Consider the following 25,259-nt stretch of genomic DNA (forward strand, 5'->3'; position numbering starts at 1 on the left):
GGCGGTCACACCCCCTGCCAGCGGTAGCCGCGCGGGGTCACCATGCGGCCCGCGACGGCGCGGGTCGCGGTGTTGCCGACGGTCACGACGGTCATCATGTCGACGCTGTCGGGGTCGAGCTCGGCCAGCGTGGTCAGGCGCACGCTCTCGTCGGGGCGCGAGGCGTTGCGCACGACACCGACGGGCGTCGACGCCGCCCGGTGCTCGGCGAGCAGCGCCAGGGACTTCGGCAGCTGCCAGTCCCGGCCCCGGCTGCGCGGGTTGTAGAACGTCACGACCAGGTCCGCCTCGGCCGCCGCGCGCACCCGGCGCTCGATGACCTCCCACGGCGTGTGCAGGTCGGACAGGCTGATGGACACGTGGTCGTGGCCGAGCGGCGCGCCGAGGAGCGCACCGGCGGCCAGCGCGGCGGTCACGCCCGGTACGCCGACGACGTCGATGTCGTCCCCGGCCTCCGCGAGCGCGGGCGACGCCATCGCGTACACGCCCGCGTCCCCCGACCCGATCAAGGCCACCGCCCGGCCCTCGCGGGCCTCGGCGACGGCCGTACGGGCCCGCTTCTCCTCGGCGCCGAGCCCCGACTCGATGATCCGCGTCCCCGGCCGCAGCAGATCCCTGATCTGGTCGACGTACTGGTCGAGGCCCACGAGCACGGCGGCGCGCCGCAGTTCGTCGCGCGCCCGGGGCGTGAGCAGGTCCCGGGCACCGGGCCCGAGCCCCACCACGGCGAGCCGCCCCCGCGCGGGCCGCCGCACCACGGCACACGTGGCCATCGCGGGCCTGCCGTCCGCCCGCTGCGACTTCCGCTTCGGCACGACGAGTTCACCCCCGCCGCGCAGCGCAGCGGCCTCGGCGACGGACGGCGTCCCGACGGCGGCGAGCGGCGCCTTCGAGGGGTTCGGCACGTCGACCCCGGCCAGTTCCTCGGCGGTGTACGTCACCAACGGCACCCCGAGCCGCCTCGCCGCCTCCACGATCCCCGCCTCGTCCCGCTTGGCGTCGACGGTGACCAACTCCCGCACACAGAGCACGGAGAGCCCGGCCGCCCGCAGGGAGTCCCGTACGAGTTCCAGGATCTCGTCGGCAGGCGCCCCCTTGCTGGCCCCGACCCCGACGACCAGGGAAGGCGGCCGGAGGGTGACCTCGCGCAGCGAGGACGCGTGGGCGCGGTCGGTGACCCGCACCGTCGCCTGCTCGCGTTGCGGCTGATCGGCCGGCCCGGGGTGGCGCTCGCCCCGCTCCTCGCTCTGTGGGCGATCGTCCCGCCGGGCGACAGAGCTCTCCCCGGCCCGAGCGGAGCCGAGAGCCCGGGGAAGGGCGGGCGCGGCCCCGTCCGGCGGCGCCATGACGTTCGAGGGCAGGGCAGGCAGGGGCCACGCCAACTCCGCCTCCAGGGCGACGGGCTCCCCGTCCAACATGGCCCGGGTCACCCCGGCGACGTCCCCCTCGACAGGGAACCCGAGCGTGTCGAGCCCCGGCACGGCCACCGCGTCCGTGGCGGTGGTGACCACGGGCTCGGCCCCGAGCACCTCCCCGACCTCCCGCGCCAGCGCGTTCGCGCCCCCACCGTGCCCGCCCAGCAGGGCGACGGCGAACCGACCGCCCTCGTCGACACACACGACCCCGGGGTCCACCGACTTCCCCGACAGCAACGGCGCGGCCAGCCGCACCACGGCGCCCGTGGCGAGAAAGCACACCACCTGCTCGCACTCGCGGAACGCCCGCTCGAAGGCGTCTCGTACGGGACCCTCGTACACCCGCGTCCGGGCGGGCCAGGCACCGGCGAGTCGCGCGCACGCACGCCCGCCGGCCTCCGTGGCGGAGATCAGGCCGATCACTGAACTGCTCCTTCGTTCAAGGAAGTTGACGCTTCGGGTGCCGCCGGGTCGGACGCCGACGACACGGCGCCGGCCCCGCCTCGCGTACCCCACAGCAGAAACACCGGATTGGTCGCGGCGAGCCGCGTGACCGCACCCGGCAGCGGCGCGAGCCGCGACGACTGCAACAGCACCCCGTCGCAGTCGAACCCGGCCCCGAGCAGCGCGGCCCGCACCGCAGGCACCCGGTCGACCGCGGCCAGGGACACCACGACGGCCCGCCGCGCCCGCCGCGCGCACGCGGTCACGATGGCGGGCAGCTCGCGCCCACCGCCGCCGACGAACACGGCGTCGGGATCGGCGAGGTCGGACAGGACGGTGGGCGCCGCCCCGTGCACGGCGAGCACGTCCACGCCGTGCGCGGCGGCGTTGGCGCGGATCCGCTCGATGCCGTCGGCGGTCTTCTCCACGGCCGTCACGGCCGCGCCGAGCCGCGCGCACTCCACGGCGACGGAGCCCGAGCCCGCGCCGATGTCCCACACCAGGTCCCCGACGCGCGGCCCGAGCCGGGCCAGCGCGAGGGCCCGCACCTCGAACTTGGTGATCATCGAGTCCCGGTGGCTGAACTCCTCCTCGGCCAGGGCCCACCGGCCGGGCCCGGTCCTCGGCCCCGCGACGGTCCGGGCGGCCGCGGTGACCGCGCGGTCCTCGTCGAGGCAGAGCACGACGCTGACCGTGGCACCCCAGTCGCGGGCGGCGGCCTCGGCGGGGGTGACGCGCTCCACGCGTTCCGCGGCGGGGTCGCCCAGGGCGGTGGCCACCACCAGGGTGCGGCCCTCCGCGCGGCGGGCCAGTTCGGCGCCCAGTTCGGCGGGGCCCGCGCCGGGGCCGGTGAGGACAGCGACCTTCGGGTGGGCGCGGCAGGCGTTCACCGCGGTGCGCAGGTCGCGGCCGTGGGCGCTGACCACGACCGCGTCGTCCCAGGGCAGGCCGACCCGGGCGAAGGCCGTCGCCACGGAGGAGACGCCGGGCCGGACGTCGAGGGCGTCCGGCCCGAAACGGGCCGCCAGCGCGCGCACTATGCCGAAGAAGCCGGGGTCCCCGGAGGCCAGGACGACCACGCGTGGGCTGCTGCCGTCGGCGTCGGCGCGCTCCTCACACGGTGTTGCCGATCGGCCTTCGGCCTCGTCCGCACACGCCGGACGGGCTGTTCCCACCTGCTCGATCGCCTCCAGCGCGGGCTCCAACGGCCCGAGCACCACCTGCCGCACCCCCGCCGGGACCCCGGCCGCCTCCAGGTGACGGCGTCCCCCCACCACGAGCGCGGCGCCCCGCACCGCCGCGCGGGCCGCCTCGCCCAGGGGTGCCCCCGTCCCCGTACCGAAGACCGTGATCACCGTTCGGACCTCTCGGCGCGCAGCGCCGCGCGGGCCCCGGGGTCGGCCTTGCGGAAGCCGTGGAAGTGGCCGGGGTGGTACAGGTGCGAGCGGGTGCCGTGGGCTCCGAGCGCCGGGCCGACCAGGAACAGGGTGTGCTTCCACAGCCGGTGTTCCTTCACCGTCTCTTCCAGCGTCCCGACGGTGCAGGTCAGGACCAGCTCCTCCGGCCAGGTGGCCTGGTACGCGACGACGACGGGCGTGGTCGTCGGGTAGCCGCCTTCGAGGAGTTCGCGCACGAGCTGGCCGCTGCGCGCCGCCGACAGGAACAGCGCCATCGTCGTGCCGTGCCGCGCGAACTCCCGTACCTCCTCGCCCGGCGGCATCGGTGTCTTGCCGCCGCCGAGCCGGGTGAGGATCACGGACTGGGCGACCTCCGGGATGGTCAGCTCGCGCCCGGCGATGGCGGCGACGGCCGAGAACGACGAGACACCCGGCACGATCTCCGTCTCGACGCCGAGGCCGGCGCACCGGTCGAGCTGCTCCTGCGTGCCGCCCCACAGCGCCGGGTCCCCGGAGTGGATCCGCGCGACCTTCAGGCCGTCCCGGGCGGCCCGCTCGTACACGGCCACGACGTCCTCCAGGGACATCACCGCCGAGTCCAGGATCTCGGCGCCCTCGCGGGCGTGCTCCAGGACATCGGCCTGCACGAGGCTGGCGGCCCAGATCACCACGTCGGCGTCCGCGATGGCCCGGGCGGCCCGGAACGTCAGCAGATCGGCGGCGCCGGGACCGGCTCCGACGAAGGTCACCTTGCCGGTGGGGGCGGCATCGGCCATGAGGGGATTCCTCTCGTACGGACTCGTACAGGACGGGGACTGATGAAACAGAACGGGGACTGTTGAAGGGGAGACGCGGGCTGAGAACGGGGGCTGAGGACTGGGCTGAGGACGGGAACCTGAGACGGGGCTGAAGACGGGGGCTGAAGCAGGCGTGCGGCCCGGGGACGGGGCCGGGGGAGTGGCCCGTGGGGCCGTGGGGCGGGTGCGCGATGCGGGGACGGGCTCAATCGGCTAGCAAGAGCGCATGGCGGTGTTCGTGGCGCTCGGCGCGTTCGTGATGACACTCGTCGGCGGCTGGACCGCCGGGCGGGTCACCGACCGGCGCCATCTGGTGCTCGGTCTCGCGGGCGGCCTGATGCTCGGCGTGGTCGGCCTCGACCTGCTGCCCGAAGCCCTGGAGGCGGCCGGCGGACCCGTCTTCGGCGTACCGGCGGCGCTGCTCCTCGCCGTGGCGGGCTTCCTGTTCGCGCACGTGGTGGAGCGGCTGCTCGCGCTGCGCCGGTCGGCGCACGGGGCCGCCGAGCACCCGGGCGGCCGGGTCCCCGAGGTCGGCCTGACGGCGGCCGCGGCGATGGTCGGCCACAGCGTGATGGACGGCGTCGCGATCGGCGCCGCGTTCCAGGTGGGCGGCGGCATGGGCGTGGCGGTGGCGGTCGCCGTCATCGCCCACGACTTCGCGGACGGCTTCAACACGTACACGATCACCCGGCTGTACGGGAACGCGCGCCGCAGGGCCGTGGCGATGCTCCTCGCGGACGCGGCGGCCCCGGTCGTGGGCGCGGCGACCACGCTGGCCTTCACCATTCCGGAGCAACTGCTCGGCGGATATCTCGGCTTCTTCGGCGGCGCCCTGCTCTACCTCGCCGCCGCCGAGATCCTGCCCGAGGCCCACCACGACCACCCGGCGCGCTCGACGCTGCTGTGCACGGTGGCGGGGGCGGCGTTCATCTGGCTGGTGGTGGGCATCGCCGAGTGAGGCGCGCGCCCGGTCGAAGGTCACAGCTTCCCGCCCCGCCCGCCCTCGCGCCGCGCGGGCGCGATGAGCGTCGACAGGTACGGCAGCGGCCCGTCGCCCAGTTCGGCGGCGCCGCGAATGGACTCCTCGGGCAGCCCGAGGGCCGACCCCCACACCGCGTCCCCGGTCCGCCCCGTCTCCCGCAGCGCCGCCGCGACCTCGTGCGCGAGCCGCCCGAACTTGTACGCCACCACGGTCCCGGGCCCGGCGAGCGCGTCCTTCAGGACGGCGGCCCCCGCCGTCACCGGCACCAGCGTCAACGGCTCGGTGCCCTCGGTGAGGACGGCCCCGCTGCGCGCCGCGAGGTCCTGCATGGCCGTGATCCCGGGCACCGTCTCGACGCCGACGCCCGGCACCAGCTCCTCGATGGTCTGCGCGAGATAGGTGAACGTCGAGTACACATTGGGGTCGCCGATGGTGGCGAACGCCACCGTGCCGTGCTCCCGCAGCAGTTCCGCGACGCGCTCCCCGGCCGCGTCCCAGGCCGCCTCGCGCCGCGCCCGGTCGGTGCGCTCGTTCAACGCGAACACGACCCGGACGACCCGCTCCGCCGGAACGTAGTGCAGCACCGTCGCCTCGGCCCGGCCCCGCTCGCCGGTGTCCATGACGGGGACGACGACGACATCGGCGGCGCGCAGCGCGTTCACCCCCTTGACGGTCACGAGCTCGGGGTCACCGGGGCCCACCCCGACCCCGATCAGCCTGCTGTCGCTGTCACTCATGCCTTGCACCTCTCCATGAACCGACGGGCGATCCCGGGTTCGGCGGCCCAGTGCGTGTGCACGTAACTCGCGTGCACACCCTGTTGTACGAAACCTTCGACGCGCCGTTCAGGAGCGTGCAGCCCCCACGCGGGAGCCGCCCCCGCGCCCGGCTCCACGACCGTGCGGTGGAACTCGTGCCCGCGCATCCGCGTACCCACGCCCGCGAGGACACTGTCCGACACGGCGACGGCCTCGCGATACCCCAGCGTCAGCCGCTCCGACATCCGCGCCGTCGCGTCCAGCACCCCGCACATCGGCTTCCCGTCCAACTCCCGCGCCAGATAGAGCAGCCCCGCACACTCGGCGGCGACGGGCGCGCCGCTCCCGGCGAGTTCCGCCACGGCCTTCCGCAAGGGCTCGTTGGCGGACAACTCCGGCGCGTACACCTCGGGAAACCCACCACCGATGACGAGCCCTCGGGTGCCGCGGGGCAACTCCTCGTCGTGCAGCGGATCGAAGGTCACGACCTCGGCTCCGGCGGCGGTCAGCAGCTCGGCATGCTCGGCGTAGGAGAAGGAGAAAGCGGCGCCTCCGGCAAGGGCGACGACAGGTCGCCCACTTTCGGGCCCGCCCGGCGAAGTTGCAGCCCGTCCGGCGTTTGAGGACGAGGCGCGAAGCGCCGATTCGGCGGCGGCATGTCCCACCCGCACGGGAGACCCACCCCCGGGGTCCGGGGCGGAGCCCCGGTTTCGGGAAGGGGCGGGACTGGGGAAGGCCCCGCAGGGCGACCACCCCGCACCCGAAAGCCCCGGCGCACTCCGCGCCAACGCCAACACTGCCTCAAGGTCAACCCCGCCCCGCACCTGCGAGGCCAACGCGGCCACAGCCGCAAGAGCTTCCCCCCGCCGCTCGGCAACAGGTACGAGCCCCAGATGCCGCGAGGGCGCCCGAACCTGAGAAGCCCGCCGCAAGGCACCCAGCACCGGCACCCCGGAAGAATCCAACGCCTCCCGCAACAACTCCTCGTGCCGCTCCGACCCCACCTTGTTGAGAATCACCCCACCGACCCGAACCTCCGGATCCCAAGAGGCGAACCCATGCACGAGCGCGGCCACGGACCGGGACTGCGACGACGCGTCGACGACCAGCACGACAGGAGCCCGCAGCAACTTGGCGACATGCGCGGTGGAGGCCAGCTCCCCCTGCCCGGCGGCCCCGTCGTACAGCCCCATCACACCCTCGACCACGGCCAGATCACACCCGGCGGAGCCATGCGCGAACAGCGGGGCGACCAGCTCGGGCCCGCACAGATACGCGTCGAGGTTCCGCCCCGGGCGGCCCGTGGCCAGCGAGTGGTATCCGGGGTCGATGTAGTCGGGCCCGACCTTGTGCGCGGACACGGCGAGCCCGGCCTGCGCGAAGGCGGCCATCAACCCGGTCGCGACCGTCGTCTTCCCACTCCCGGAAGACGGCGCCGCGACAACGACACGTGCTACCACTCGATGCCCCGCTGCCCCTTCTGACCGGCGTCCATGGGGTGCTTGACCTTGGACATGTCGGTGACGAGGTCGGCGTACTCCACGAGCGCGGCCGGCGCGTTGCGCCCGGTGATCACGACATGCTGGGTCCCGGGCCGGGCCTTCAGCACGGCGACGACCTCCTCGACGTCGATCCACCCCCAGTGCATGGGGTAGGCGAACTCGTCGAGGACGTACAGCCGGTACGTCTCGGCGGCGAGGTCCCGCTTGACCTGCTCCCACCCCTCACGGGCCTTGTCCTCGTTGCTCATCTCGCCGTCGGCCGGGGCACGCTGGATCCAGGACCACCCCTCACCCATCTTGTGCCAGTCGACGGACCCGCCCTGGCCGCTCGCGCCGAGCACCCGCAGCGCGTTCTCCTCGCCGACCTTCCACTTCGCCGACTTCACGAACTGGAACACTCCGATCGGCCACCCCTGATTCCAGGCCCGCAGCGCGAGCCCGAAGGCGGCGGTCGACTTGCCCTTGCCGATCCCGGTGTGCACGACGACGAGCGGCCGATTGCGCCGCTGACGCGTCGTGAGCCCGTCGTCGGGCACGACACTCGGCTGACCCTGAGGCATCAGGCGACCCTCCTCGCGGAGCCGTACGACCCCTGAACGTCCTTCACGAGCCCGGCGATCGAGTCCGCCCGCAGCTCGTCCAGCGTCACCGCGGTCCCGCCGAGCTCCCCGGCCAGCTGCCCCGCGAGCCCGAGCCGCACCGGCCCCGACTCGCAGTCCACGACCACCGAGGCCTGCCCCTCGGCGGCGAGGAGCCGCGCGGCACGCCCGGCCTGCGCGACCGGCTCCACACCACCGGTGGCCCGGCCGTCGGTCACCACGATCACCAGCGGCCGCCGCGCGGGATCCCGCAGCCGCTCGACCCGCAGCACCTCGTGGGCGCGCAGCAGCCCGGCCGCGAGCGGCGTACGCCCGCCGGTGGGCAGCGACTCCAGGCGCGCGGCCGCCGCGTCCACGGACGACGTGGGCGGCAACGCCACGTCCGCCCCCGTCCCCCGGAACGTCACGAGCCCCACCTTGTCCCGCCGCTGGTAGGCGTCGAGCAGCAGCGAGAGCACCGCGCCCTTCACGGCGCTCATCCGCTGCCGCGCCGCCATCGACCCCGACGCGTCCACGACGAACAGCACGAGATTGCCCTCGCGCCCCTCGCGCGTGGCCTGCCGCAGATCGTCCCGGCGCACCACGAGCCCCCGCCCGGACCGCCCGCGCGCCCGCTGATGGGGCGCGGCGGCCTGCACGGTCGCCGCCAGGTGCAGCTTCGTGAGCGCACCCCGCGGCCGCCGCGCACCCGTCGTGCGGCCGTGCTCGGTGCGCGCCCGGGACCGCCGCCCCGCCGCGCCCTCACCGAGCCCCGGCACGCTCAGGACCTTCGTGCGGAACGGCTCACCGGCGCGCACGGCCTGCTGCTCGCCCGCGCCGCCAGCCCCCGGCTGCCCGTCGTCGGCGGCCTCGGGCGTCGCGGCGGCGCCGTCCCCGGACTGCTCGGGACCGGAGTCCTGGGGCGGCTGCCCGCCCCCGCCGTCGGGCCCGCCACCGTCGGGGTCGGGCTCGTCGTCCCCGTCGTTCTCCCCGAACTCCTCAAGGGTCTCGTCCAGCTTGTCCTCGTCGAGCCCCGGCGCGTCGAAGGGGTTGCGCCGCCGCCGGTGCGGCAGCGCGAGCAGCGCGGCCTGCCGCACGTCCTCGGCGAGCACGTCCTCACGCCCGGCCCAGGCGGCAAGGGCGGTGGCCGTCCGCGCCATCACGATGTCGGCGCGCATGCCGTCCACCTCGAAGGCCGCGCAGGTCGCCGCGATCTGCCGCAGCGCCCCGTCCCCGAGCCGCACGCGTGGCAGCAGCGCGCGGGCGGCGACGATACGTCCGCGTACGGCACCCTCCTCATCGCCCCAGCGCGCCGCGAACCCGTCCGGGTCGTCGTCGTAGGCGAGCCGCCGCCGCACGACTTCGACGCGCTGGTCGGGCTCGCGGGACGCGGAGACCTCGACGGTGAGCCCGAACCGGTCGAGCAACTGCGGCCGCAGCTCGCCCTCTTCGGGGTTCATGGTCCCGACGAGCAGGAACCGCGCGGCATGCCGTACGGAGACGCCTTCGCGCTCGACGTACGAGGCGCCCATGGCGGCGGCGTCGAGCAGCAGGTCGACCAGGTGGTCGTGCAGCAGGTTGACCTCGTCGACGTACAGGATCCCGCGGTGCGCGTCGGCGAGCAGCCCCGGCTCGAACGCCTTCACGCCCTCGGCGAGCGCCCGCTCGATGTCGAGCGCCCCCACGAGCCGGTCCTCGGAGGCCCCGACGGGCAGCTCGACCATGCGCGCGGCCCGGGCGACCCCGCCCCCGGCTTCGTGCGGCCCGTCCGGGCAGGAGGGATCGGGCGCCCCCGGAGCACAGGAGAACCGGCAGCCCGGCACGACGTCCACCTCGGGCAGTAGTGCCGAGAGCGCCCGCACGGCGGTGGACTTGGCCGTCCCTTTCTCCCCCCGAACCAGTACGCCACCGACGGCGGGGGAGACGGCGTTGAGCAACAGGGCAAGCCGCAGGTCGTCCTGTCCGACGAGGGCGGTGAAGGGGTAGGGGGTGCTCACGCGACGACCTCCAGCGTTTTCCGGGCTTCCGGCGACGATTCAGCCCGTCCGGCGTTTGAGGACGAGCCGCGCAGCGGCGATACGGGGGTCCGGGGGCGGAGCCCTCGGTTTCGGGAAGGGGCGGGACTGGGGAACGCCCCGCAGGGCCTCACTCCGCACCCCCTTCAAGCTGCCCCTCAAGCTCCAGATAAGTGGCCCGCAACCGCTCCAACGTCTCCGCGTCCGGCTCCGCCCAGAGCCCCCGCTCCGCCGCCTCCAGCAACCGCTCGGAAATCCCCCGCAGCGCCCACGGGTTGGACTTCTCCATGAAGGCTCGGTTCTCCGGGTCGAACACGTACTCCGCCGACAACTTCTCGTACATCCAGTCGTCCACGACACCCGCGGTCGCGTCGTACCCGAACAGATAGTCCACGGTGGCCGCCATCTCGAAGGCCCCCTTGTACCCGTGCCGCCGCATCGCGGCCATCCACCGCGGATTGACGACGCGAGCCCGGAAGACCCGGTGGGTCTCTTCCCCCAACGTCCGCGTCTTCACCTGATCGGGCACGGCCGAGTCCCCGACGTACGCCTCGGGCGACTCACCGGTCAGATGCCGCACCATGGCGACCATCCCGCCGTGGTACTGGAAGTAGTCGTCGGCGTCGACCAGATCGTGCTCACGCGTGTCGACATTTTTCGCCGCCACAGCGATCCGCCGGAACGCCGTCTCCATGTCCCCCCGGGCGGCCCGCCCGTCGAGCCCCCGCCCGTAGGCGTAGCCGCCCCACACCGCGTACACCTCGGCCAGATCGGCGTCGGAGCGCCAGTTGCGGGCGTCGATGAGCGGCAGCAGCCCCGCCCCGTACGCGCCGGGCTTGGAGCCGAAGATGCGGGCGGTGGCGCGCCGCCTGTCGCCGTGCTCGGCGGCGTCCTCGTCGACGTGGGCGCGTACGTAGTTCTGGTCCGGAGCCTCGTCCAGCTCGGCGACCGCCCGCACGGCGTCGTCGATCAGTCCCACGACGTGCGGGAACGCGTCGCGGAAGAAGCCGGAGATGCGGACGGTCACGTCGATGCGGGGCCGCCCCAGCTCGGCGACGGGCACGATCTCGAAGCCCGTGACGCGGCGCGACGCGTCGTCCCACACGGGCCGGCAGCCGAGCAGCGCGAGGATCTCGGCGATGTCGTCGCCCTGGGTGCGCATGGCGGAGGTGCCCCACACGGTCAGGCCCACGGACTTCGGGTACGCGCCGGTGTCGGCCAGATAGCGCGCGATGAGCGAGTCGGCGAGGGACTGTCCGACCTCCCAGCTCAGCCTGGACGGGATGGCCTTGGGGTCGACGGAGTAGAAGTTGCGGCCGGTCGGCAGGACGTTGACGAGGCCGCGCGTGGGGGAGCCCGAAGGGCCCGCGGGGACGTAGCCGCCGTTGAGGGCGCGCAGGATGTGCCCGATCTCGTCGGTGGTGCGGGCGAGCCGGGGCACGACCTCCTCGCAGGCGAAGCCGAGGACGGCGACGGCGGGCGGCAGCTCGACGCCGATGACGTCGCGGACCAGTCCGCGCACGGCGGCGAGGTCCCAGCCGCGCTCCTCCATGCCTTCGGCGAGGCGGCGGCACAGCTGTTCGAGGAGGTCGATGGCGTCGGCGGCGGTCCGGGCGGGCCCGTCCACCAGAGCCGTGAGACCGTCGGCGACCTTCACCGCCGCGCCCGGCTCGCCGAGGAGTTCCTTCTCGTCCAGGCCGAAGTGCTCCGCGAGACAGGCCCGAAGCCCCGGCAGCGCGTTGGCGGCACCGCCCCACACCTGCGAGGCGCGAAGCACCGCGAGGACGAGGTTGACGCGCGCCTCGCCGACGGGCCCGCCGCCGAGGATGTGCAGGCCGTCGCGGATCTGCACGTCCTTGATCTCGCACAGATAGCCGTCGATGTGCATGACGAACTCGTCGAAGTCGTCGTCGTCCGGCTGGTCGTCGACGTGCAGGTCGTGGTGCAGCTCCGCGGCCTTCACCAGCGTCCAGATCTGCGCCCGCACGGCCGGTGCCTTGACCGGGTCGAGGTCGCTCACCAGGGCGTACTCGTCGAGGAGTTGCTCCAGCTTGGCCAGGTCCCCGTAGGTGTCGGCGCGCGCCATCGGAGGCACCAGGTGGTCCACGACGGTGGCGTGCCCGCGCCGCTTGGCCTGGGTGCCCTCGCCGGGGTCGTTGACGATGAAGGGGTAGACGAGCGGCAGGTCGCCGAGCACGGCGTCCGGCGCGCAGCCACCGCTGAGCCCGAGGCCCTTGCCGGGCAGCCACTCCATGGTGCCGTGCTTGCCCATGTGCACGATGGCGTCGGCGCCGAAAGTGCGGTCGAGCCAGCGGTACGCGGCCATGTAGTGGTGGGACGGCGGCATGTCCGGGTCGTGGTAGATCGCGATGGGGTTCTCGCCGAAGCCGCGCGGCGGCTGGATCATCACGACGACGTTCCCGAACCGGAGCGAGGCGAGCACGATGTCGCCGCCGTCGACGTAGAGGCTGCCCGGCGGCTCGCCCCAGGCCTCCAGCATGCCGTCGCGCAGCTCGGGGTCGAGGGCGCTGAACCACGCCTGGTAGTCGGCGAGCGGTACGCGCGCGGGGGCGGCGGCGAGCTGCTCCTCGGTGAGCCATTCGACGTCGTGGCCACCGGCGTTGATGAGGGTGTGGATCAGCTCGTCGCCGTTGTCGGGGTGGCCCTCGACGACGTAGCCCGCGTCCCGCAGGGCGTCGAGGACGCGCACGGCGGAGGCGGGGGTGTCGAGGCCGACGGCGTTGCCGACCCGGCTGTGCTTGGTCGGGTACGCGGTGAAGACCAGGCCGAGCCGCTTCTCGGCGTTGGGCTTGTGCCGCAGCGCGCCGTGGCGGACGGCGATTCCGGCGACGCGCGCGGCCCGCTCGGGGTCGGCGACGTACACGGGGACGTCGTCGGGGCCCTGCTCCTTGAAGCTGAACGGCACGGTGATGACGCGGCCGTCGAACTCGGGGATCGCCACCTGCATGGCGGCGTCCATGGGGGAGAGGGCGGCGTCGGAGTCCTGCCAGGCGGCGCGCGACGAGGTGAGGCACAGGCCTTGGAGGACGGGGATGTCGAGGTCGGCCAGGGCGCCGATGTCCCAGGCCTCCTCGTCGCCTCCCGCGCTGGCGTCGGAGGCGTGGGTGCCGCCCGCGGCGAGGACGGTGGCGACGAGGACGTCGGCCCGCCCGAGGATCTCGTACAGCCCGGAGTCGGCGCCGCGCAGCGAACCGCAGTACACAGCGAGGGCGTTGGCGCCCTTGGCCTCGATGGCGTCGCACAGCGTGTCCACGAACGCGGTGTTCCCCGACAGCTGGTGCGCGCGGTAGAAGAGCACGCCGACGGTCGGGCGCCCCTCCACGTGCGCGCGCTCCCCGTGCACCCCGTACTCGGGCATCTTCACCGGCTCGGCGAAGCCGTGGCCGGTCAGGAGCACGGTGTCGGACAGGAACCGCTCCAGCTCCACGAAGTTGGCGGGCCCGCCCTCGACGAGATAGCGCAGCGCCTCGGCGACGACGCCGGCGGGCACCGACGACTCGGCCATCAGCTCGGCGTCGGGCACGGACTCGCCGCCGAGCAGCACGGTCGGGATCCCGGCCGCCTTCAGCGCGGCGAGCCCGTCCTCCCAGGCGCGCTTGCCACCGAGGAGGCGTACGACGGCGATGTCCGCGCCGTCGAGGAGCGCGGGCAGTTCCTCGCGCACGTCGACGCGGGTCGGGTTGGCGATGCGGTAGGGCGCGTCGGAGGCGCGGGCGGCGAGCAGGTCCGTGTCGGCGGTGGACAGGAGAAGGACGGTCATGAGGGTGCCCCCGGTGCGATGAAGGGGAGACCGGACGGAGCGCCGGTCTCGATCAGGCGCAGCAGCGCGTCGGTGTCCGCGTGTTCTTCGATGAGGTCGCCGAGGAGGTCGAGCTGTTCCTCGCGCAGGGCGGCGAAGCCGGTGTCGGGCGCGGGCACGAAGCGGCGGCCCGCGGCGCGCGCGACCTCGGTGAGGAAGCGGCGCCGGAACGCGTCGCTCTCCAGCGACCCGTGCCAGTGGGTGCCCCACACGGCCCCCACCCGGCACCCGTCCAGGAAGGGGTCCCCGCCCAGGACTTCGGCGACGCCGTGATGGATCTCGTACCCCTCGACGTGCTCGCCGAGGGCCTCGCCGACGGGCCGGGCCAGGGTCTTCTCGCGCCGGAAGGTGACGCGCACGGGCAGCAGCCCGAGCCCGTCCACGGTCCCGGCCCGCGACTCGACGTCGTCCTGGATCCGCTCGCCGAGCACCTGGAAGCCGCCGCAGATCCCGAGGACGGGCCGCCCCTCGGCGGCCCGCCGCGCGAGCGCGTCCGCGAGCCCGCGCTCGCGCAGCCACTGAAGGGCGCGCACGGTCCCGCGCGTGCCCGGTACGACGACGAGGTCCGCGTCGACGAGCTCCTCGGCCCGGTCCACGAACCGCACCACGACGCCGGGTTCGGCGGCGAGCGCGTCCACGTCGGTGAAGTTGGACATCAGCGGCACCGCGCACACGGCGACGCGCAGCACGTCCTCGCCGACGGGCGCCGCCACGACGGACTCCCGGACGGCCCCGCGCAGCGAGACCCTCAGCCCGTCCTCCTCGTCGATGCCGAGCCCGTGCCGGAACGGCAGTACGCCGAGGGTCGGCCGCCCGGTGAGGTCGCGCAGCATGTCGAGCCCGGGTTCGAGCAGCGACACGTCTCCGCGGAACTTGTTGACGAGGAAGCCCGCGACGAGCTCCTGGTCGGCCGGGCTCAGCAGCGCCACGGTCCCGAAGAACGAGGCGAACACACCCCCGCGGTCGATGTCCCCGACCACCACGACCGGGAAGCGGGCGGCCCGCGCGATCCCCATGTTCACGATGTCGGTGCGCCGGAGGTTGATCTCGGCGGGACTCCCCGCCCCTTCGCAGATCACGGCGTCATACGTGCCCCGAAGCTGCGCCAGGCATCCCACGACGGTGTCGAGCAGTGCCTCCTGCCGGCCCCCGTGATAGCCCCGGGCACTCATCTCGCCCACCGGCTTCCCCATGAGCACGACCTGACTCGACCGGTCGCTCCCCGGCTTCAGCAGCACGGGGTTCATCAGCGCGCTGGGCTCCACCCGCGCGGCCTGCGCCTGCATGGCCTGCGCCCGCCCGATCTCGGCCCCTTCCCGGGTGACGAACGAGTTCAGGGACATGTTCTGCGCCTTGAAAGGCGCGACGGAGACGCCCTTGCGGGCGAGCCACCGGCAGATCCCGGCGGTGACGACACTCTTCCCGGCATCGGAGGTGGTCCCGGCGACAAGCAGCCCACCGCTCATGTCCCACCGCCGATCCGCTGCGACTTCCCCTGCGCTGCCGGGCACCGCTTGGTCGCACGCGCACCCCGGGCAAGGTCGACGGCGACCGCCACACCCAGGGCGAGCCACCCGACCCGCCGGGACAACTTCACAGCCCGCTCGATGTCCCCCACGGCGACGGAGCGCCCCCCGCCGTTGAGAACAGGTCGGTGCTCCACGCGCCCCGCGTAGGCCAGCGTGCCCCCGAGCCGCACCCCCAACGCCCCCGCGAACGAGGCCTCGACGACCCCGGCGTTGGGGCTCGGATGCTTCGAGGCATCGGCATGCCACGCCCGCACCGCCCCCCGAGGAGACCCCCCGGCGACCACGGCGAGCGCAGCGGTGAGCCGAGCCCCCGGCCACCCGGCGACATCGTCGAGCCGGGCGGAGGCCCACCCGTACCGGAGATACCGCGAAGACCGGTGCCCGACCATCGCGTCGAGCGTGTTCACGGCCCGGAACCCCACAAGCCCCGGCACGCCCCCGACGGCCCCCCACACCAACGCCCCCACGACGGCGTCGGAGGTGTTCTCGGCGACGGACTCCACGACGGCACGGGCGATCCCGTCGGCGTCCAGCGCCTCGGGGTCACGCCCGCACAGATGAGGCAGCCGCTCCCGGGCGACCTCCACGTCCCCCGCGGCGAGGGCGCCCCCGATGGCGCGGGCCTCCCGCCCCAGCGAGGTCCCGCCGACGACGGCCCAGGTCGCGGCGGCGGTCAGCCCGACGGAAGCGGCACGCGACCGGCGTGCGGCGAAGGAGGCGAGCGCACCGGCGCCGACGGCACCCCCGGCGCACACCAGGGTGTGCAGCGCGCCCCACCCGCGGTGGTCGCGCCACAGGACCCGCTCGACGGCCCCCGCCGCACGCCCGAACGCGGCGACCGGATGGCCCCGGCGAGGATCGCCGAGCAGCAGGTCACCGAGGAGTCCGGCGGCGGCGCCGTACGCGTAGTCGCGATCGGCACACATGGGAGTCAGCCCGCCGATACGCGGTGCGGGGCTCTCGGCCGCGACGGGGCCCCGGGCGGGGCAGGGGACGGCAACGGGCGGCCGCGCATGGCGATATGTCCTCACTCAGGGTTTCCGCGCCCTGGTTCGACGAGACCGGCGGCGAGAGTTCCTGGCTCCCGGGGATCGTCGGATCACCCGGTGACAGTGGCGGGACCGCGCCGGATTCGCACCGGCTTCCTCTCCTGCCGCCGTAAATGGCTCCGGCAGTCCACCATGGCCCGCGACGCCCGTCAACTCGCTGTTGACCTGCGACGGGAGTGTGTGCGGAGGCCCACATGGACCTGCGGCCAGGGCCGGTTTACGGCTAGGCGGACGCAACCACTCTCCGTAAGCTTGAACATGACAGCAGGAGAGCGACGCGGAACGCGAACCCGGCAGGGCGCGGTCGACTGCCGCCGGGCCCCGGCACCGTCCGACTCTCGTGACGGCAGCAGGCAAGGGGGCGGTGTGGCCGACGAGTACTTACCGGCAGTGCAGTGGTTCAAGAGCAGTTACACCGTGACGGGCGGCGAATGCGTGGAAGTGGCGCACCCGGCCGGTGCGGTGTGGGTCCGTGACTCGAATCACCGCGACGAAGGGCACATGAACGTGACGCCGACGGCGTGGCGCGCGTTTGTCAGGGGGGTGGCCTCGGGGAGAGTCGGGGGGAAGTGAGCTGTCCCAGCGTGCGCACGAAAGGCTGGAGACCATGGGGGTTGAGAGCAGGCAACTGCCGCTGAGCCGGCATGCCGCAGGGCCCGCCCGGCGCTTCGTCTTCGTGCTGTACTGCGCGCTCAGTGGCGCTGTCGCGGTGGCCGCGGGCGCTCTCGCCTCCCTCCTCGTGGAAGGGCTCCACGTCCGGCTCGCGGTCTGGCTGGCGACGGCCGCGGTCGTGGCGGCGGGGGCGGGGGCCGTGTGGGAGTTCACGCCGCTCATCCCGCGCCGGCGCGTGGAGCGGGACCGTCCGCGGACGCTCCGTCAGCCGGAGGGCCGGCGCCGGTCGTAGCAGCCGACTCCTGCCGGCGACCGCGGCGCAGGGTCCGAACGAGCCATCCCACCGCGGCTGTCAGCAGTCCGCAGCCGCCCGCCAGCGCGACGACGAAGTGCCAGGGGTCGATGTCGTGGCGTACGACGACGCCCTGGGCGAGGATCCCGGCCGGCACCAGCGCCACGACGACCACAGCGAGGCACACCGACACGCAACCGGCCTTCGCCAGGAAACTCAGTGTCTGCTGCTCCTGTGTGTGCAGGCTCCGCTGGTGCTCGCTGTGGAGGAGACGGTCCAGTTCGCGGGCGAACGCCGGATCCTTCATCCCCTCTCTGAAGAGGTCGTGGAGCTGGGAGGAGGGGGCGGTGGGTTCGGCGGGGACGGGCTCGCCGCCGTCCAGGGGATCGGCGGCCGGGCCCCCGTCGGGGCCCGTGGCGCCGACGGGGGGAGCGGGGTCGGCGGGGTTCCTGGTGTCTGAGGCCGTCAGGCAGCGCGACAGCCACCGTAATAACGTGACGACCAGCATCGTGCCAGCCCTCCCCTCGTCCCGGAGCGGACGGCTCCGGAATCAGCCTGCGAAGCCTTCCTTGACCTGGTTGATCAGGTCGATCGCGCGGTCGTCGCTGTAGGCGATCTGCCGCAGTTGCTCGAAGCAGTCCTGGAAGTTGGCGACCATCTCGTAGTCGTCCCGGGTGGCGACGACGGACTGGGCGCTCTCCAGGTAGATCAGGTCGTCGTCGTCCTTGAAGCCGAGGAGCACGAACGCGTTCTGCGTGCTCAGCAGCGCCCCCGCCGTGTAGGGCAGGACCTGGAGGGTGGTGCGGGGGTGCTCGGCGACCTCGATGAGCCGCTGCAGTTGCGCGCGCATCACCGCGGGCCCCCCGATCTGCCGGTGCAGCGCCGACTCGTCGACGACGAAGTGGAGGTCGTCGATCCCGCTCTCGTCGAAGACCCGCTCCTGGCGGGCCGTGCGGAACTCCACGAGGCGGCGGCGGGTACCAGGGTCGACGACGTCAGGAGTGGCCAGGGCGTCCGCGTACTCCTCGGTGTGCAGGAGGCCGGGCATGATGATCGGGTGGTACGTGCGCAGTGAGTCCGCGGCGGCCTCGAAGGGGAGGTACTCGGTGAACCGGGGGTTCGCGATGTCCGACCACTGCACCCACCACGACTGGCCCTTCGAGCCGCGGGCGGCGGAGACCAGCTCGGTCACCCTTTCCTCGTCGTCCACGCCGTACTGACGCAGCAGCGCCCGAAGATCTGTCACCGAGACGCTGACAGTGCCCTTTTCGATGCGGTTCAGCTTCGACAAGGACCATTCGAGATCGGCTGCTGCCCCGCCCTGGGTCTGCCCGGCCTCCTCACGGGCCTTGCGCAGGGCGATGCGGAGCTTACGGCGATTCAGGCTCGGGTCTACTTCGCTGGGCATGAGGCTCCTTCACTACGACCAGGAGTCAGCTCGCCATGAAGCCGTGCGAAGGGCAGCGGTGAGAAGGTATGCCTAACGAAGACTGGCCCTCCGCCGTGCAGCGCAGCGCAGCCGCTCTGTCTGACATATGTGCGGCCGACCCTAGCAGACAGCTGCTACCCAGTATGCCATATGTCTAATCGAACTTGAGCGAGTGGGGGCGCGTCCTGATCAGGGAGATACGGTGATGCGCGCTTCCGATCTTCCCTGTCGCGCCGTGGGCCGGGCCCTGGGATGCGAAAGCCCTGGGGGGCGACCGACGCGGTCGTCCCCCAGGGCTTGTGCTGTGGGTCCGGGTCGCACGCCGTCGTGCGGCGACCGGACGTGTCAGGCGACGATCAGCGAGATCCCGTACGCCACCGCGCCCGCGCAGAGCGCGAAGCACGCGTACGCGCCCACGCGCGCGGGGAGCGCGGATGCGGAGCTCCCGTTCGCCTGCGCGGTCCGCGCCTGCTCCTGCTTGGAGAGGCCGACGATGCCGAGGGTGAACAGGCCCACGAGGGCGACGGTCACCACGAGGCTGACTCCGAAGACGGAGCCGAGAGCTGCCCAGTCGATCTTCATGCTGCTTCTTCCTTACACCGTGGCGGGCCGGGCGGAGTCCGCCACGGAGGGGGCGGGTGCGACGCCGTCGGCCGCGGGGGCCGCGGTGCTCGCGGCCACCGGGCCCGCCGGGGGCGGGGTGACGGCGGCGATGGCGGTGGTCACGACGCCCGCGGGCTCGGCGGCGCCGGGGGTGCCGATCTCGTCGGCCGTGACGTTCGTGTGGTCGACCGGCTGGCGGCGCGACAGCGACCAGATGAGGGCGGAGCCGCCGACCAGGAGCGCGGCCGTGGTGGCGATGCCCCAGGTGCCCTGCTTGGTGAGGAGCTCGGCGCCCGCGCCGACCAGACCGGCGGCCGGCAGCGTCAGGCCCCACGCCACGAACATCCGGGTCGCGGTGGACCAGCGGACCACGCCGCCCTTGCGGCCGAGGCCCGCGCCCATCACGGCGCCGGAGCAGACCTGGGTGGTGGAGAGGGAGAAGCCGATGTGCGAGGAGGCGAGGATGGCCGTCGCCGCGGACGTCTGCGCCGCGAAGCCCTGCGGCGGCGCCAGCTCGGTGAGGCCCTTGCCCATGGTGCGGATGATGCGCCAGCCGCCCAGGTACGTACCGAGCGCGATGGCGACACCGGCGGAGACGATGACCCACATCGGGGGGTTCGCGCCCGGGTTGAGCACACCGCCGGTGATCAGGGCCAGCGTGATGATGCCCATCGTCTTCTGGGCGTCGTTCGTGCCGTGGGCGAGCGAGACGAGTCCGGCCGAGGCGATCTGCCCGGCGCGGTAGCCCTTCGAGGTCGCCTTCTCGTCCGTACGGCTGCTGAGCTTGTACGTCAGCCGGGTGGCGAGCGTCGCCGCGATGCCGGCGACGAGCGGGGCGGCGACCGCGGGCAGCAGCACCTTGGTGACGACCGTGCCGCCGTTCACCGAAGACCAGCCCATCGACATCACGGCGGCGCCGATCAGGCCGCCGAACAGGGCGTGGGAGGAACTGGACGGCAGGCCGAGCAGCCAGGTCAACAGGTTCCAGAGGATCGCGCCCACCAGGGCCGCGAAGATCACTTCGGTCTTGAGACCGTCTTCATTGATGATGCCGCCGGAGATCGTCTTGGCGACTTCGACGGAGAGGAACGCTCCGACGAGGTTCAGCACGGCGGACATGGCCACCGCCGTCTTGGGCTTGAGAGCGCCGGTCGAGATGGTCGTCGCCATCGCGTTGGCTGTGTCGTGGAAACCGTTCGTGAAATCGAACACGAGAGCGGTAACGATCACGATCCCGAGGAGAAGCGTGATGTGTTCCATTTACCCAGGCTTCTGTTGGACGTCAGTGGCTCGTGGAACGTAGGCAAGCTGGATGAACGGAAAGTGAACTGGGTCGGGCCGCACGGTGACTCGAACCGGGATGCCGTCACTCCACATCCTTTCGGCATACACCCGCTCGGACGGCGGGGCCTCGGCGAGGGCCCGTGGTGGGCCCGGAATTAGGCCGTCCGTGGTCCTTTCGGGCGACCCCCGTTCGAACCACTGAGCTGGGCCGTCGGTCCGCAGAAGAGATCCTGATCACCTGTCGGCGCCGATGCCCCCGTCACGCCGTCCGAAGGTCTCAAACCTCCAGCCGTGTGGCGGTGCCGTGTTCCAAGGCTCCACGGACTCCCCCCATTCCATTCCATGGCCCGCGCCGAAGCCCGGACGCCGCGATCACCCGGTCCCTGCGGGCGCGCCCTCTGGCAGGATCGCCGCATGACTGAGCAGCGGCACCACACCACTGCGGACGCGGGGCGCGAGGCGGTCGCGCGGGCCTGGGACGAGCTGGTCGCGACCGCCCGCAGGACCGTCACGGACGGCCTGGTCGTCGGCACCTCCGGCAATGTCTCCGTGCGGGTCGGCGACACCGTCCTCGTCACCCCGAGCGGCGTCCCGTACGACGAGCTGACGCCCGCGGACGTCCTCGGCGTCGACCTGGACGGCGAACGGCTCCTCGGCACGCTCGGCCCCACCAGCGAGCTGCCCATGCACCTGGCGATCTACCGCGCCACCGACGCCGGAGCCGTCGTCCACACCCACGCCGTGCACGCCACCGCCGTCTCCACCCTCGTACCGGAACTCCCGCCCATCCACTACATGACCGCCGCCCTCGGCGGCCCCGTCCGCGTCGCCCCCTACGCCCTCTACGGCACCGACGAGCTCGCCGAGAACATGCTCCACGCCCTGCGCGACCGCACGGCCTGCCTGCTCCAGAACCACGGCACGGTCGCCTACGGAGCCTCCCTCTCCCAGGCCTTCGACCGCACCGCCCAACTGGAGTGGATGTGCCGCGTGTGGCTGACCGCGACCTCGGCGCCCGGCCGCACCCCGAGCATCCTGTCCGCGGAACGGGTGAGCGAGGCGGGGCGGAAGTTGAAGGGGTACGGGCAGCGGGGGCCCGGGGCGGCGGACGAGGGCTGAACCCGCCGATGGTGTGAGGTGGGTGCGGCCCGCGGTGGAGGTGCCGGCTCGGCGGGCCGGGGGAGTACCTACCGGCCGAGACCGGTCGGTGCCCCCGTGCGGAGGGCACTCCCGCGCCGTCGCCCACTGGCCGCCTCCCCCAACCCCGCAGACACTGTGGGGGTGCGCCCTGTCAAAGCGACGACCGCAGCCGTCACCACCGCAACCGCCGTCCTAGGCGCCACCGCCCTGGCCATCGCGGCCGGGCGCTACGCCAGCGACGCCGCCCTGAAGGCCCCCGCGGGCCGCCCCCTGCCGACGGAACCACGCCTGACCGTGCACTCCACGGCCGCCGGACAGATCGCCCTCACCCGCTCCCTGGCCTCCCGGCGACCCGGCCTGTACGGCCTGAGCGGCAACGGCTGCCACGCCGTCGTCGGCCCGGTCCTCGACGCCGCCCCGCACGAGGCCGACACCGTCGTACGCCGACTGGAACGCGTCACCCACGGCACCCTGGAGCCCGGCACCCGGGTCTGGCTCACGCCGCAGGTCCACATCGGCGACCCGCGCGGCGCCCTCGGCATCGACCACGCCGACGTCGACGTCCCCGGCGAACTGGGTCCGCTGCCCGCCTGGTTCGTGCCCGGCGCCCGCGACACCTGGGTGATCACCGTGCACGGCCTCGGCACCACCCGCGAGCACCCGATGGTCGTCATGGACTTCCTGCGCCGCCAGCAGCTGCCGGTGCTCGACCTCGCCTACCGCGGCGACCTGGGCGCGCCCCGCCCGCCGGACGGTCTCGGCCACCTCGGCGAGACCGAATGGCGCGACCTGGACGCCGCCATCCGCTACGCCGTGCGCTACGGAGCCCGCGACGTCGTCCTGTACGGCTGGTCCACCGGCGCCTCGATGGCCCTGCACGCCGCCGCCCGCTCCGCCCTGCGCGACCGCGTCAAGGGCCTGGTCCTGGACTCGCCCGTGCTCGACTGGGAGGCCACGCTGCGCGCCCTCGCCACCGCCCGGCGCACCCCAGGACCGCTGCTCCCGCTGGCCGTGCGCGCCGCCCAGGGCCGCACCGGGCTGCGCGGCGACCGCATCCCCGACGCCGCCGACCCCGCAGCCCTGCGGGTGCCGACCCTCCTCCTGCACGGCCCCGGCGACACCGTCGCCCCCTGGGCACTGTCCCGGAGACTGGCTGGAAAACGACCTGACCTCGTCACCCTGCACACCGTTCCGGATGCGCCCCACGGCGCCATGTGGAACGCCGATCCCGCACGGTACGAAGAGGCGCTGCGCCGCTTCCTCACCCCCTTGATGTAGCCGATGCGGACCCCTCCTCACCCCTGGGCCTGACGCTCCGCGATCGCCGTCGGGCCCGCCCGCCGGGCTGCCGACGGGATTCCGTTTGGGTTTTCGGACCGTCAACAGGAAGACTGCTCCTGTGACGTCCCGTATCCCGCGCGACTCCCGGCTCCACCTCGTCCGCACACCGTCCCCGAGGGCCGAAAGGCGAGCGGAGGCCGAGCGCGGCCGAGCACGCGGCTCCCTCGGCGCCCCCGGCGCGGTGACCCAGCGCCGCTCGCGCCGTCCCGCGCCCCCACCGCCGGAGGGCACACCCGCCCCCGCCGAACTGGCCCGCATGGCCCGCGCGGGCCTGGCGAGCGCCGTCCGCGTCGCCCGCTGGGCCGACCACGCCCTGCGCCCCGACACCGGCCCTCTGCGCGCGGCGGGCAGGGGCGCCCCTACGACGGGCGCCACGAACGGCACCGCGAAGGGCGGCGGCAGCGGCAAGGACGGCCGTACGGGAGCCGACCCGAAGGCCGGACCGAACGCCGACGCCGACGCCGGGACGGGCAAAGGGGCCGGCGGCACCCTCTCCGACGCCACCGCCGAGCGTGCCGCCGCCGAACTGGACATGACGGTCCACCAGGTCCGCGCCGACTGGGACACCGCCCGCCTCGCCGGACTCGTCGAGGTGCACGGCGGCACCGCGCGCCCCGGCTGGCGGCTGCGCGCCTGGGACCGGGACGACGCCGCGGTCCTGCGCGGCTGGGTCGCCCTGTTCGACGCCTGGTCGCTCGTCCGCCCGGCCCCCGCCGAACTGCCGCCCGCCCCCGTCGCGGAGGTCGTCGAGGCCGTCCCTCAGCTGCTCTCCTTCCTCCAGCTCTCGGCGGGCCCCGTCCCTGTGCCGCAGCTCCTCGACCTCTTGGACCAGCGTGTCCGGGAACTGCGCACGGAGCGCTGCGAGATCCCGTACGGACCGCGGGCGGAGCCCGAGCCCTCGTCCCGGCCCGCGCCGCACCAGGAAGCGGTCCCGCCTCCGGCTGCCGCACCCCTGTCCCCCGCAGCCCCGACCACCGCGCCCGCCACCGGCCCCTCCGGCACCTCGGGCCCCACCGGACCCGCCGGACCCGCCGGCCTCACCGAGCCCGACGACTCCGCGGCAAAGGCCCCGCTGCCCGCCCTGCTCGACTGGGCGCTGAACGCCCTGTCCGCCGTGGGCGCCCTCACCTGCGCCGACGGCCAGGCCACCCTCACCCCCCTGGGCAGTTGGGCGGTGTGGGTCAAGCTGGAGCGGATCTGCGTGGCCGCGCAGAGCCCGGCAGGGCACATCGAGCAGTCCGCCGAGGACATGCTCCGGGGCTGTGCCCGGCTGCGGCCCAACGCGGCCCGCGCCGAGTACCGCGCCTGGCTCGCCGCACGGGACACGGGCACCGCCGTCACCGAACTCCTCGACGCCGCACGGGGCGAGGACGCCCTGCTGCGCGGCCTCGCCTTCGAGGCCCTGCGGGTCGTCGGCGCCCCGGCCGAGCCGGACGTCCGCGCCGTCGTCGACGTGGCCTCGCTCAGGCCCTACGCCCTGCTGTGGCTCGCCGAGCACGAGGGCACCGACCCCGAGGACGTCCATCTCGTCCTGACCCGGGCGGAGTCCACCTGGCTGTGGGTCGACACGGCGGCGGCCGTCGCCGACCACGGCGAGGCCGAACTGCTCGTGCGCCACCTGGAGTCGGCGCCGCAGCCCACTGTGCCCGCGCTCCTCGACGAGGTGCGCACCGTCGGTCATCCGCGCACCGTGCAGGTCCTCGTCGCGCTCGCCGCGGCCCATCCGGACCCGGCACTCGCCAAGGCCGTGCGCCGGGCGGCGTTCCAGGTGCACACCGGCGGCATGTGAGGGCCGCGCCCGCCCCGTGCCCGGGGCGGGTCAGCCGGGTATCTCCGGGGCGTACGTACCGAAGCTCCAGATGTTGCCCTCCGCGTCCCGCGCCATGTAGTCCCGCGAGCCGTAGTCCTGGTCCGTCGGAGGCATCAGGATGTCCGCGCCGTGCTCCACGGCACGCTGGTGATGGGCGTCGACGTCGTCCACCACGACGTACGTCGCGGTCGGGCCCGCGTCCTTCATCGCCTCGGCGAACAGCCCGCCGCGGCTCTTGGAGCCCAGCATCACCGCGCCGTTGCCGTGCGCGAGTTCGGCGTGCAGGACCGTGCCGTCCTCGCTCTCGTACACACTCGTCTCCGTGAAGCCGAAGGCCTCCGTGAGCTCCTTGATCGCGGCCTTGGCGTCCGCGTACGACAACGTCGGGAAGATGCTCGGACGTCCCCTGGCAGCGCCTGCCATGGCGATCACTCCTTCGTTCGACGTGACCTGTTCCACAGT

General features: G+C 73.7%; 20 protein-coding genes and 1 riboswitch. Of the genes, 5 read left to right on the plus strand and 15 right to left on the minus strand.

Annotation, left to right across the window (positions count from 1 at the left end; all coding sequences use genetic code 11):
• Positions 1–5: 5 nt before the first annotated feature.
• Genes cobJ through cobM form a run of 3 tightly spaced genes read right to left on the minus strand, consistent with a single transcriptional unit; the run spans position 6 to position 4,032 of the window.
• Positions 6–1,838 (minus strand): precorrin-3B C(17)-methyltransferase, encoded by a 1,833-nt coding sequence (cobJ, locus tag QUY26_RS31080; RefSeq protein ID WP_289952525.1) that lies wholly within the window; start codon positions 1,836–1,838, stop codon positions 6–8.
• Positions 1,835–3,214: a precorrin-6y C5,15-methyltransferase (decarboxylating) subunit CbiE gene (gene cbiE, locus QUY26_RS31085; protein ID WP_289952527.1), complete on the minus strand. Its 1,380-nt coding sequence runs from the start codon at positions 3,212–3,214 to the stop codon at positions 1,835–1,837. Before cbiE ends, cobJ begins: the two co-directional genes overlap by 4 nt.
• Positions 3,211–4,032 carry a precorrin-4 C(11)-methyltransferase gene (cobM, locus tag QUY26_RS31090; RefSeq protein WP_289952529.1) on the minus strand — a complete coding sequence of 274 codons (822 nt, stop codon included), beginning with the start codon at positions 4,030–4,032 and terminating at the stop codon, positions 3,211–3,213. Before cobM ends, cbiE begins: the two co-directional genes overlap by 4 nt.
• Positions 4,033–4,279: 247 nt before the next feature.
• Between cobM and QUY26_RS31095 the strand changes: the two genes are divergently transcribed.
• Complete coding sequence (locus tag QUY26_RS31095; RefSeq protein WP_289952532.1) at positions 4,280–5,011, plus strand: ZIP family metal transporter; 732 nt, start codon at positions 4,280–4,282, stop codon at positions 5,009–5,011.
• A gap of 20 nt (positions 5,012–5,031) precedes the next feature.
• Here QUY26_RS31095 and cobI read toward each other — a convergent pair whose 3' ends face one another.
• The 7 genes from cobI to QUY26_RS31130 form a co-directional block, all read right to left on the minus strand.
• Positions 5,032–5,772: a precorrin-2 C(20)-methyltransferase gene (gene cobI / locus QUY26_RS31100; RefSeq protein WP_289952535.1), complete on the minus strand. Its 741-nt coding sequence runs from the start codon at positions 5,770–5,772 to the stop codon at positions 5,032–5,034.
• Positions 5,769–7,253: a cobyrinate a,c-diamide synthase gene (locus tag QUY26_RS31105; protein ID WP_289952536.1), complete on the minus strand. Its 1,485-nt coding sequence runs from the start codon at positions 7,251–7,253 to the stop codon at positions 5,769–5,771. Before QUY26_RS31105 ends, cobI begins: the two co-directional genes overlap by 4 nt.
• A complete protein-coding gene (gene cobO, locus QUY26_RS31110; protein WP_289952537.1) occupies positions 7,247–7,855 on the minus strand; it encodes a cob(I)yrinic acid a,c-diamide adenosyltransferase in 609 nt (202 codons plus the stop codon). The genes QUY26_RS31105 and cobO overlap by 7 nt, the downstream gene beginning before the upstream one ends.
• Positions 7,855–9,870, minus strand: a complete 2,016-nt coding sequence (locus tag QUY26_RS31115) for a putative cobaltochelatase (protein WP_289952539.1) — start codon at positions 9,868–9,870, stop codon at positions 7,855–7,857. Before QUY26_RS31115 ends, cobO begins: the two co-directional genes overlap by 1 nt.
• Before the next feature lie 148 nt (positions 9,871–10,018).
• Positions 10,019–13,669, minus strand: coding sequence for a cobaltochelatase subunit CobN (cobN, locus tag QUY26_RS31120; protein ID WP_289952541.1), 3,651 nt, complete (start codon positions 13,667–13,669; stop codon positions 10,019–10,021).
• The gene (locus tag QUY26_RS31125) at positions 13,666–15,174 is read right to left on the minus strand and encodes a cobyric acid synthase (protein WP_289952542.1); all 1,509 of its coding nucleotides are present in this window, start codon (positions 15,172–15,174) and stop codon (positions 13,666–13,668) included. The genes cobN and QUY26_RS31125 overlap by 4 nt, the downstream gene beginning before the upstream one ends.
• Positions 15,171–16,163, minus strand: coding sequence for a cobalamin biosynthesis protein (locus QUY26_RS31130; RefSeq protein WP_289952544.1), 993 nt, complete (start codon positions 16,161–16,163; stop codon positions 15,171–15,173). The genes QUY26_RS31125 and QUY26_RS31130 overlap by 4 nt, the downstream gene beginning before the upstream one ends.
• Before the next feature lie 123 nt (positions 16,164–16,286).
• A riboswitch (cobalamin riboswitch) is annotated at positions 16,287–16,436 on the minus strand.
• 216 nt (positions 16,437–16,652) lie between these two features.
• On the opposite strand from QUY26_RS31130, the gene QUY26_RS31135 reads away from it, so the two are divergent.
• Entirely contained in the window at positions 16,653–16,859 is a 207-nt protein-coding gene (locus tag QUY26_RS31135; protein WP_289952547.1) for a DUF397 domain-containing protein, read from the plus strand.
• Between the two features lie 257 nt (positions 16,860–17,116).
• On the opposite strand, the gene QUY26_RS31140 is transcribed toward QUY26_RS31135, so the two are convergent.
• The 4 genes from QUY26_RS31140 to QUY26_RS31155 all read right to left on the minus strand — a co-directional run bounded on the left by QUY26_RS31140 (position 17,117) and on the right by QUY26_RS31155 (position 20,482).
• Positions 17,117–17,698, minus strand: coding sequence for a hypothetical protein (locus QUY26_RS31140; RefSeq protein ID WP_289952550.1), 582 nt, complete (start codon positions 17,696–17,698; stop codon positions 17,117–17,119).
• A gap of 42 nt (positions 17,699–17,740) precedes the next feature.
• Entirely contained in the window at positions 17,741–18,598 is an 858-nt protein-coding gene (locus QUY26_RS31145; protein WP_289952552.1) for a helix-turn-helix domain-containing protein, read from the minus strand.
• Between the two features lie 366 nt (positions 18,599–18,964).
• Positions 18,965–19,201: a hypothetical protein gene (locus tag QUY26_RS31150; RefSeq protein ID WP_289952553.1), complete on the minus strand. Its 237-nt coding sequence runs from the start codon at positions 19,199–19,201 to the stop codon at positions 18,965–18,967.
• 12 nt (positions 19,202–19,213) lie between these two features.
• The gene (locus QUY26_RS31155) at positions 19,214–20,482 is read right to left on the minus strand and encodes an inorganic phosphate transporter (protein WP_289952554.1); all 1,269 of its coding nucleotides are present in this window, start codon (positions 20,480–20,482) and stop codon (positions 19,214–19,216) included.
• Positions 20,483–20,920: 438 nt separating this feature from the next.
• Here QUY26_RS31155 and QUY26_RS31160 point away from each other — a divergent pair, with 438 nt between their 5' ends.
• From QUY26_RS31160 to QUY26_RS31170, 3 genes are all read left to right on the plus strand, one after another.
• Positions 20,921–21,625 (plus strand): class II aldolase/adducin family protein, encoded by a 705-nt coding sequence (locus tag QUY26_RS31160; protein WP_289952556.1) that lies wholly within the window; start codon positions 20,921–20,923, stop codon positions 21,623–21,625.
• Between the two features lie 162 nt (positions 21,626–21,787).
• Positions 21,788–22,924: an alpha/beta hydrolase gene (locus QUY26_RS31165; protein WP_289952557.1), complete on the plus strand. Its 1,137-nt coding sequence runs from the start codon at positions 21,788–21,790 to the stop codon at positions 22,922–22,924.
• A 121-nt stretch (positions 22,925–23,045) separates the two neighbouring features.
• Positions 23,046–24,776, plus strand: a complete 1,731-nt coding sequence (locus tag QUY26_RS31170; RefSeq protein WP_289952560.1) for a hypothetical protein — start codon at positions 23,046–23,048, stop codon at positions 24,774–24,776.
• A 30-nt stretch (positions 24,777–24,806) separates the two neighbouring features.
• On the opposite strand, the gene QUY26_RS31175 is transcribed toward QUY26_RS31170, so the two are convergent.
• Positions 24,807–25,220 carry a VOC family protein gene (locus QUY26_RS31175; RefSeq protein ID WP_289952561.1) on the minus strand — a complete coding sequence of 138 codons (414 nt, stop codon included), beginning with the start codon at positions 25,218–25,220 and terminating at the stop codon, positions 24,807–24,809.
• Positions 25,221–25,259: the final 39 nt, after the last annotated feature.

The organism is Streptomyces flavofungini, assembly GCF_030388665.1.
Classification (GTDB): Bacteria; Actinomycetota; Actinomycetes; order Streptomycetales; family Streptomycetaceae; genus Streptomyces; species Streptomyces flavofungini_A.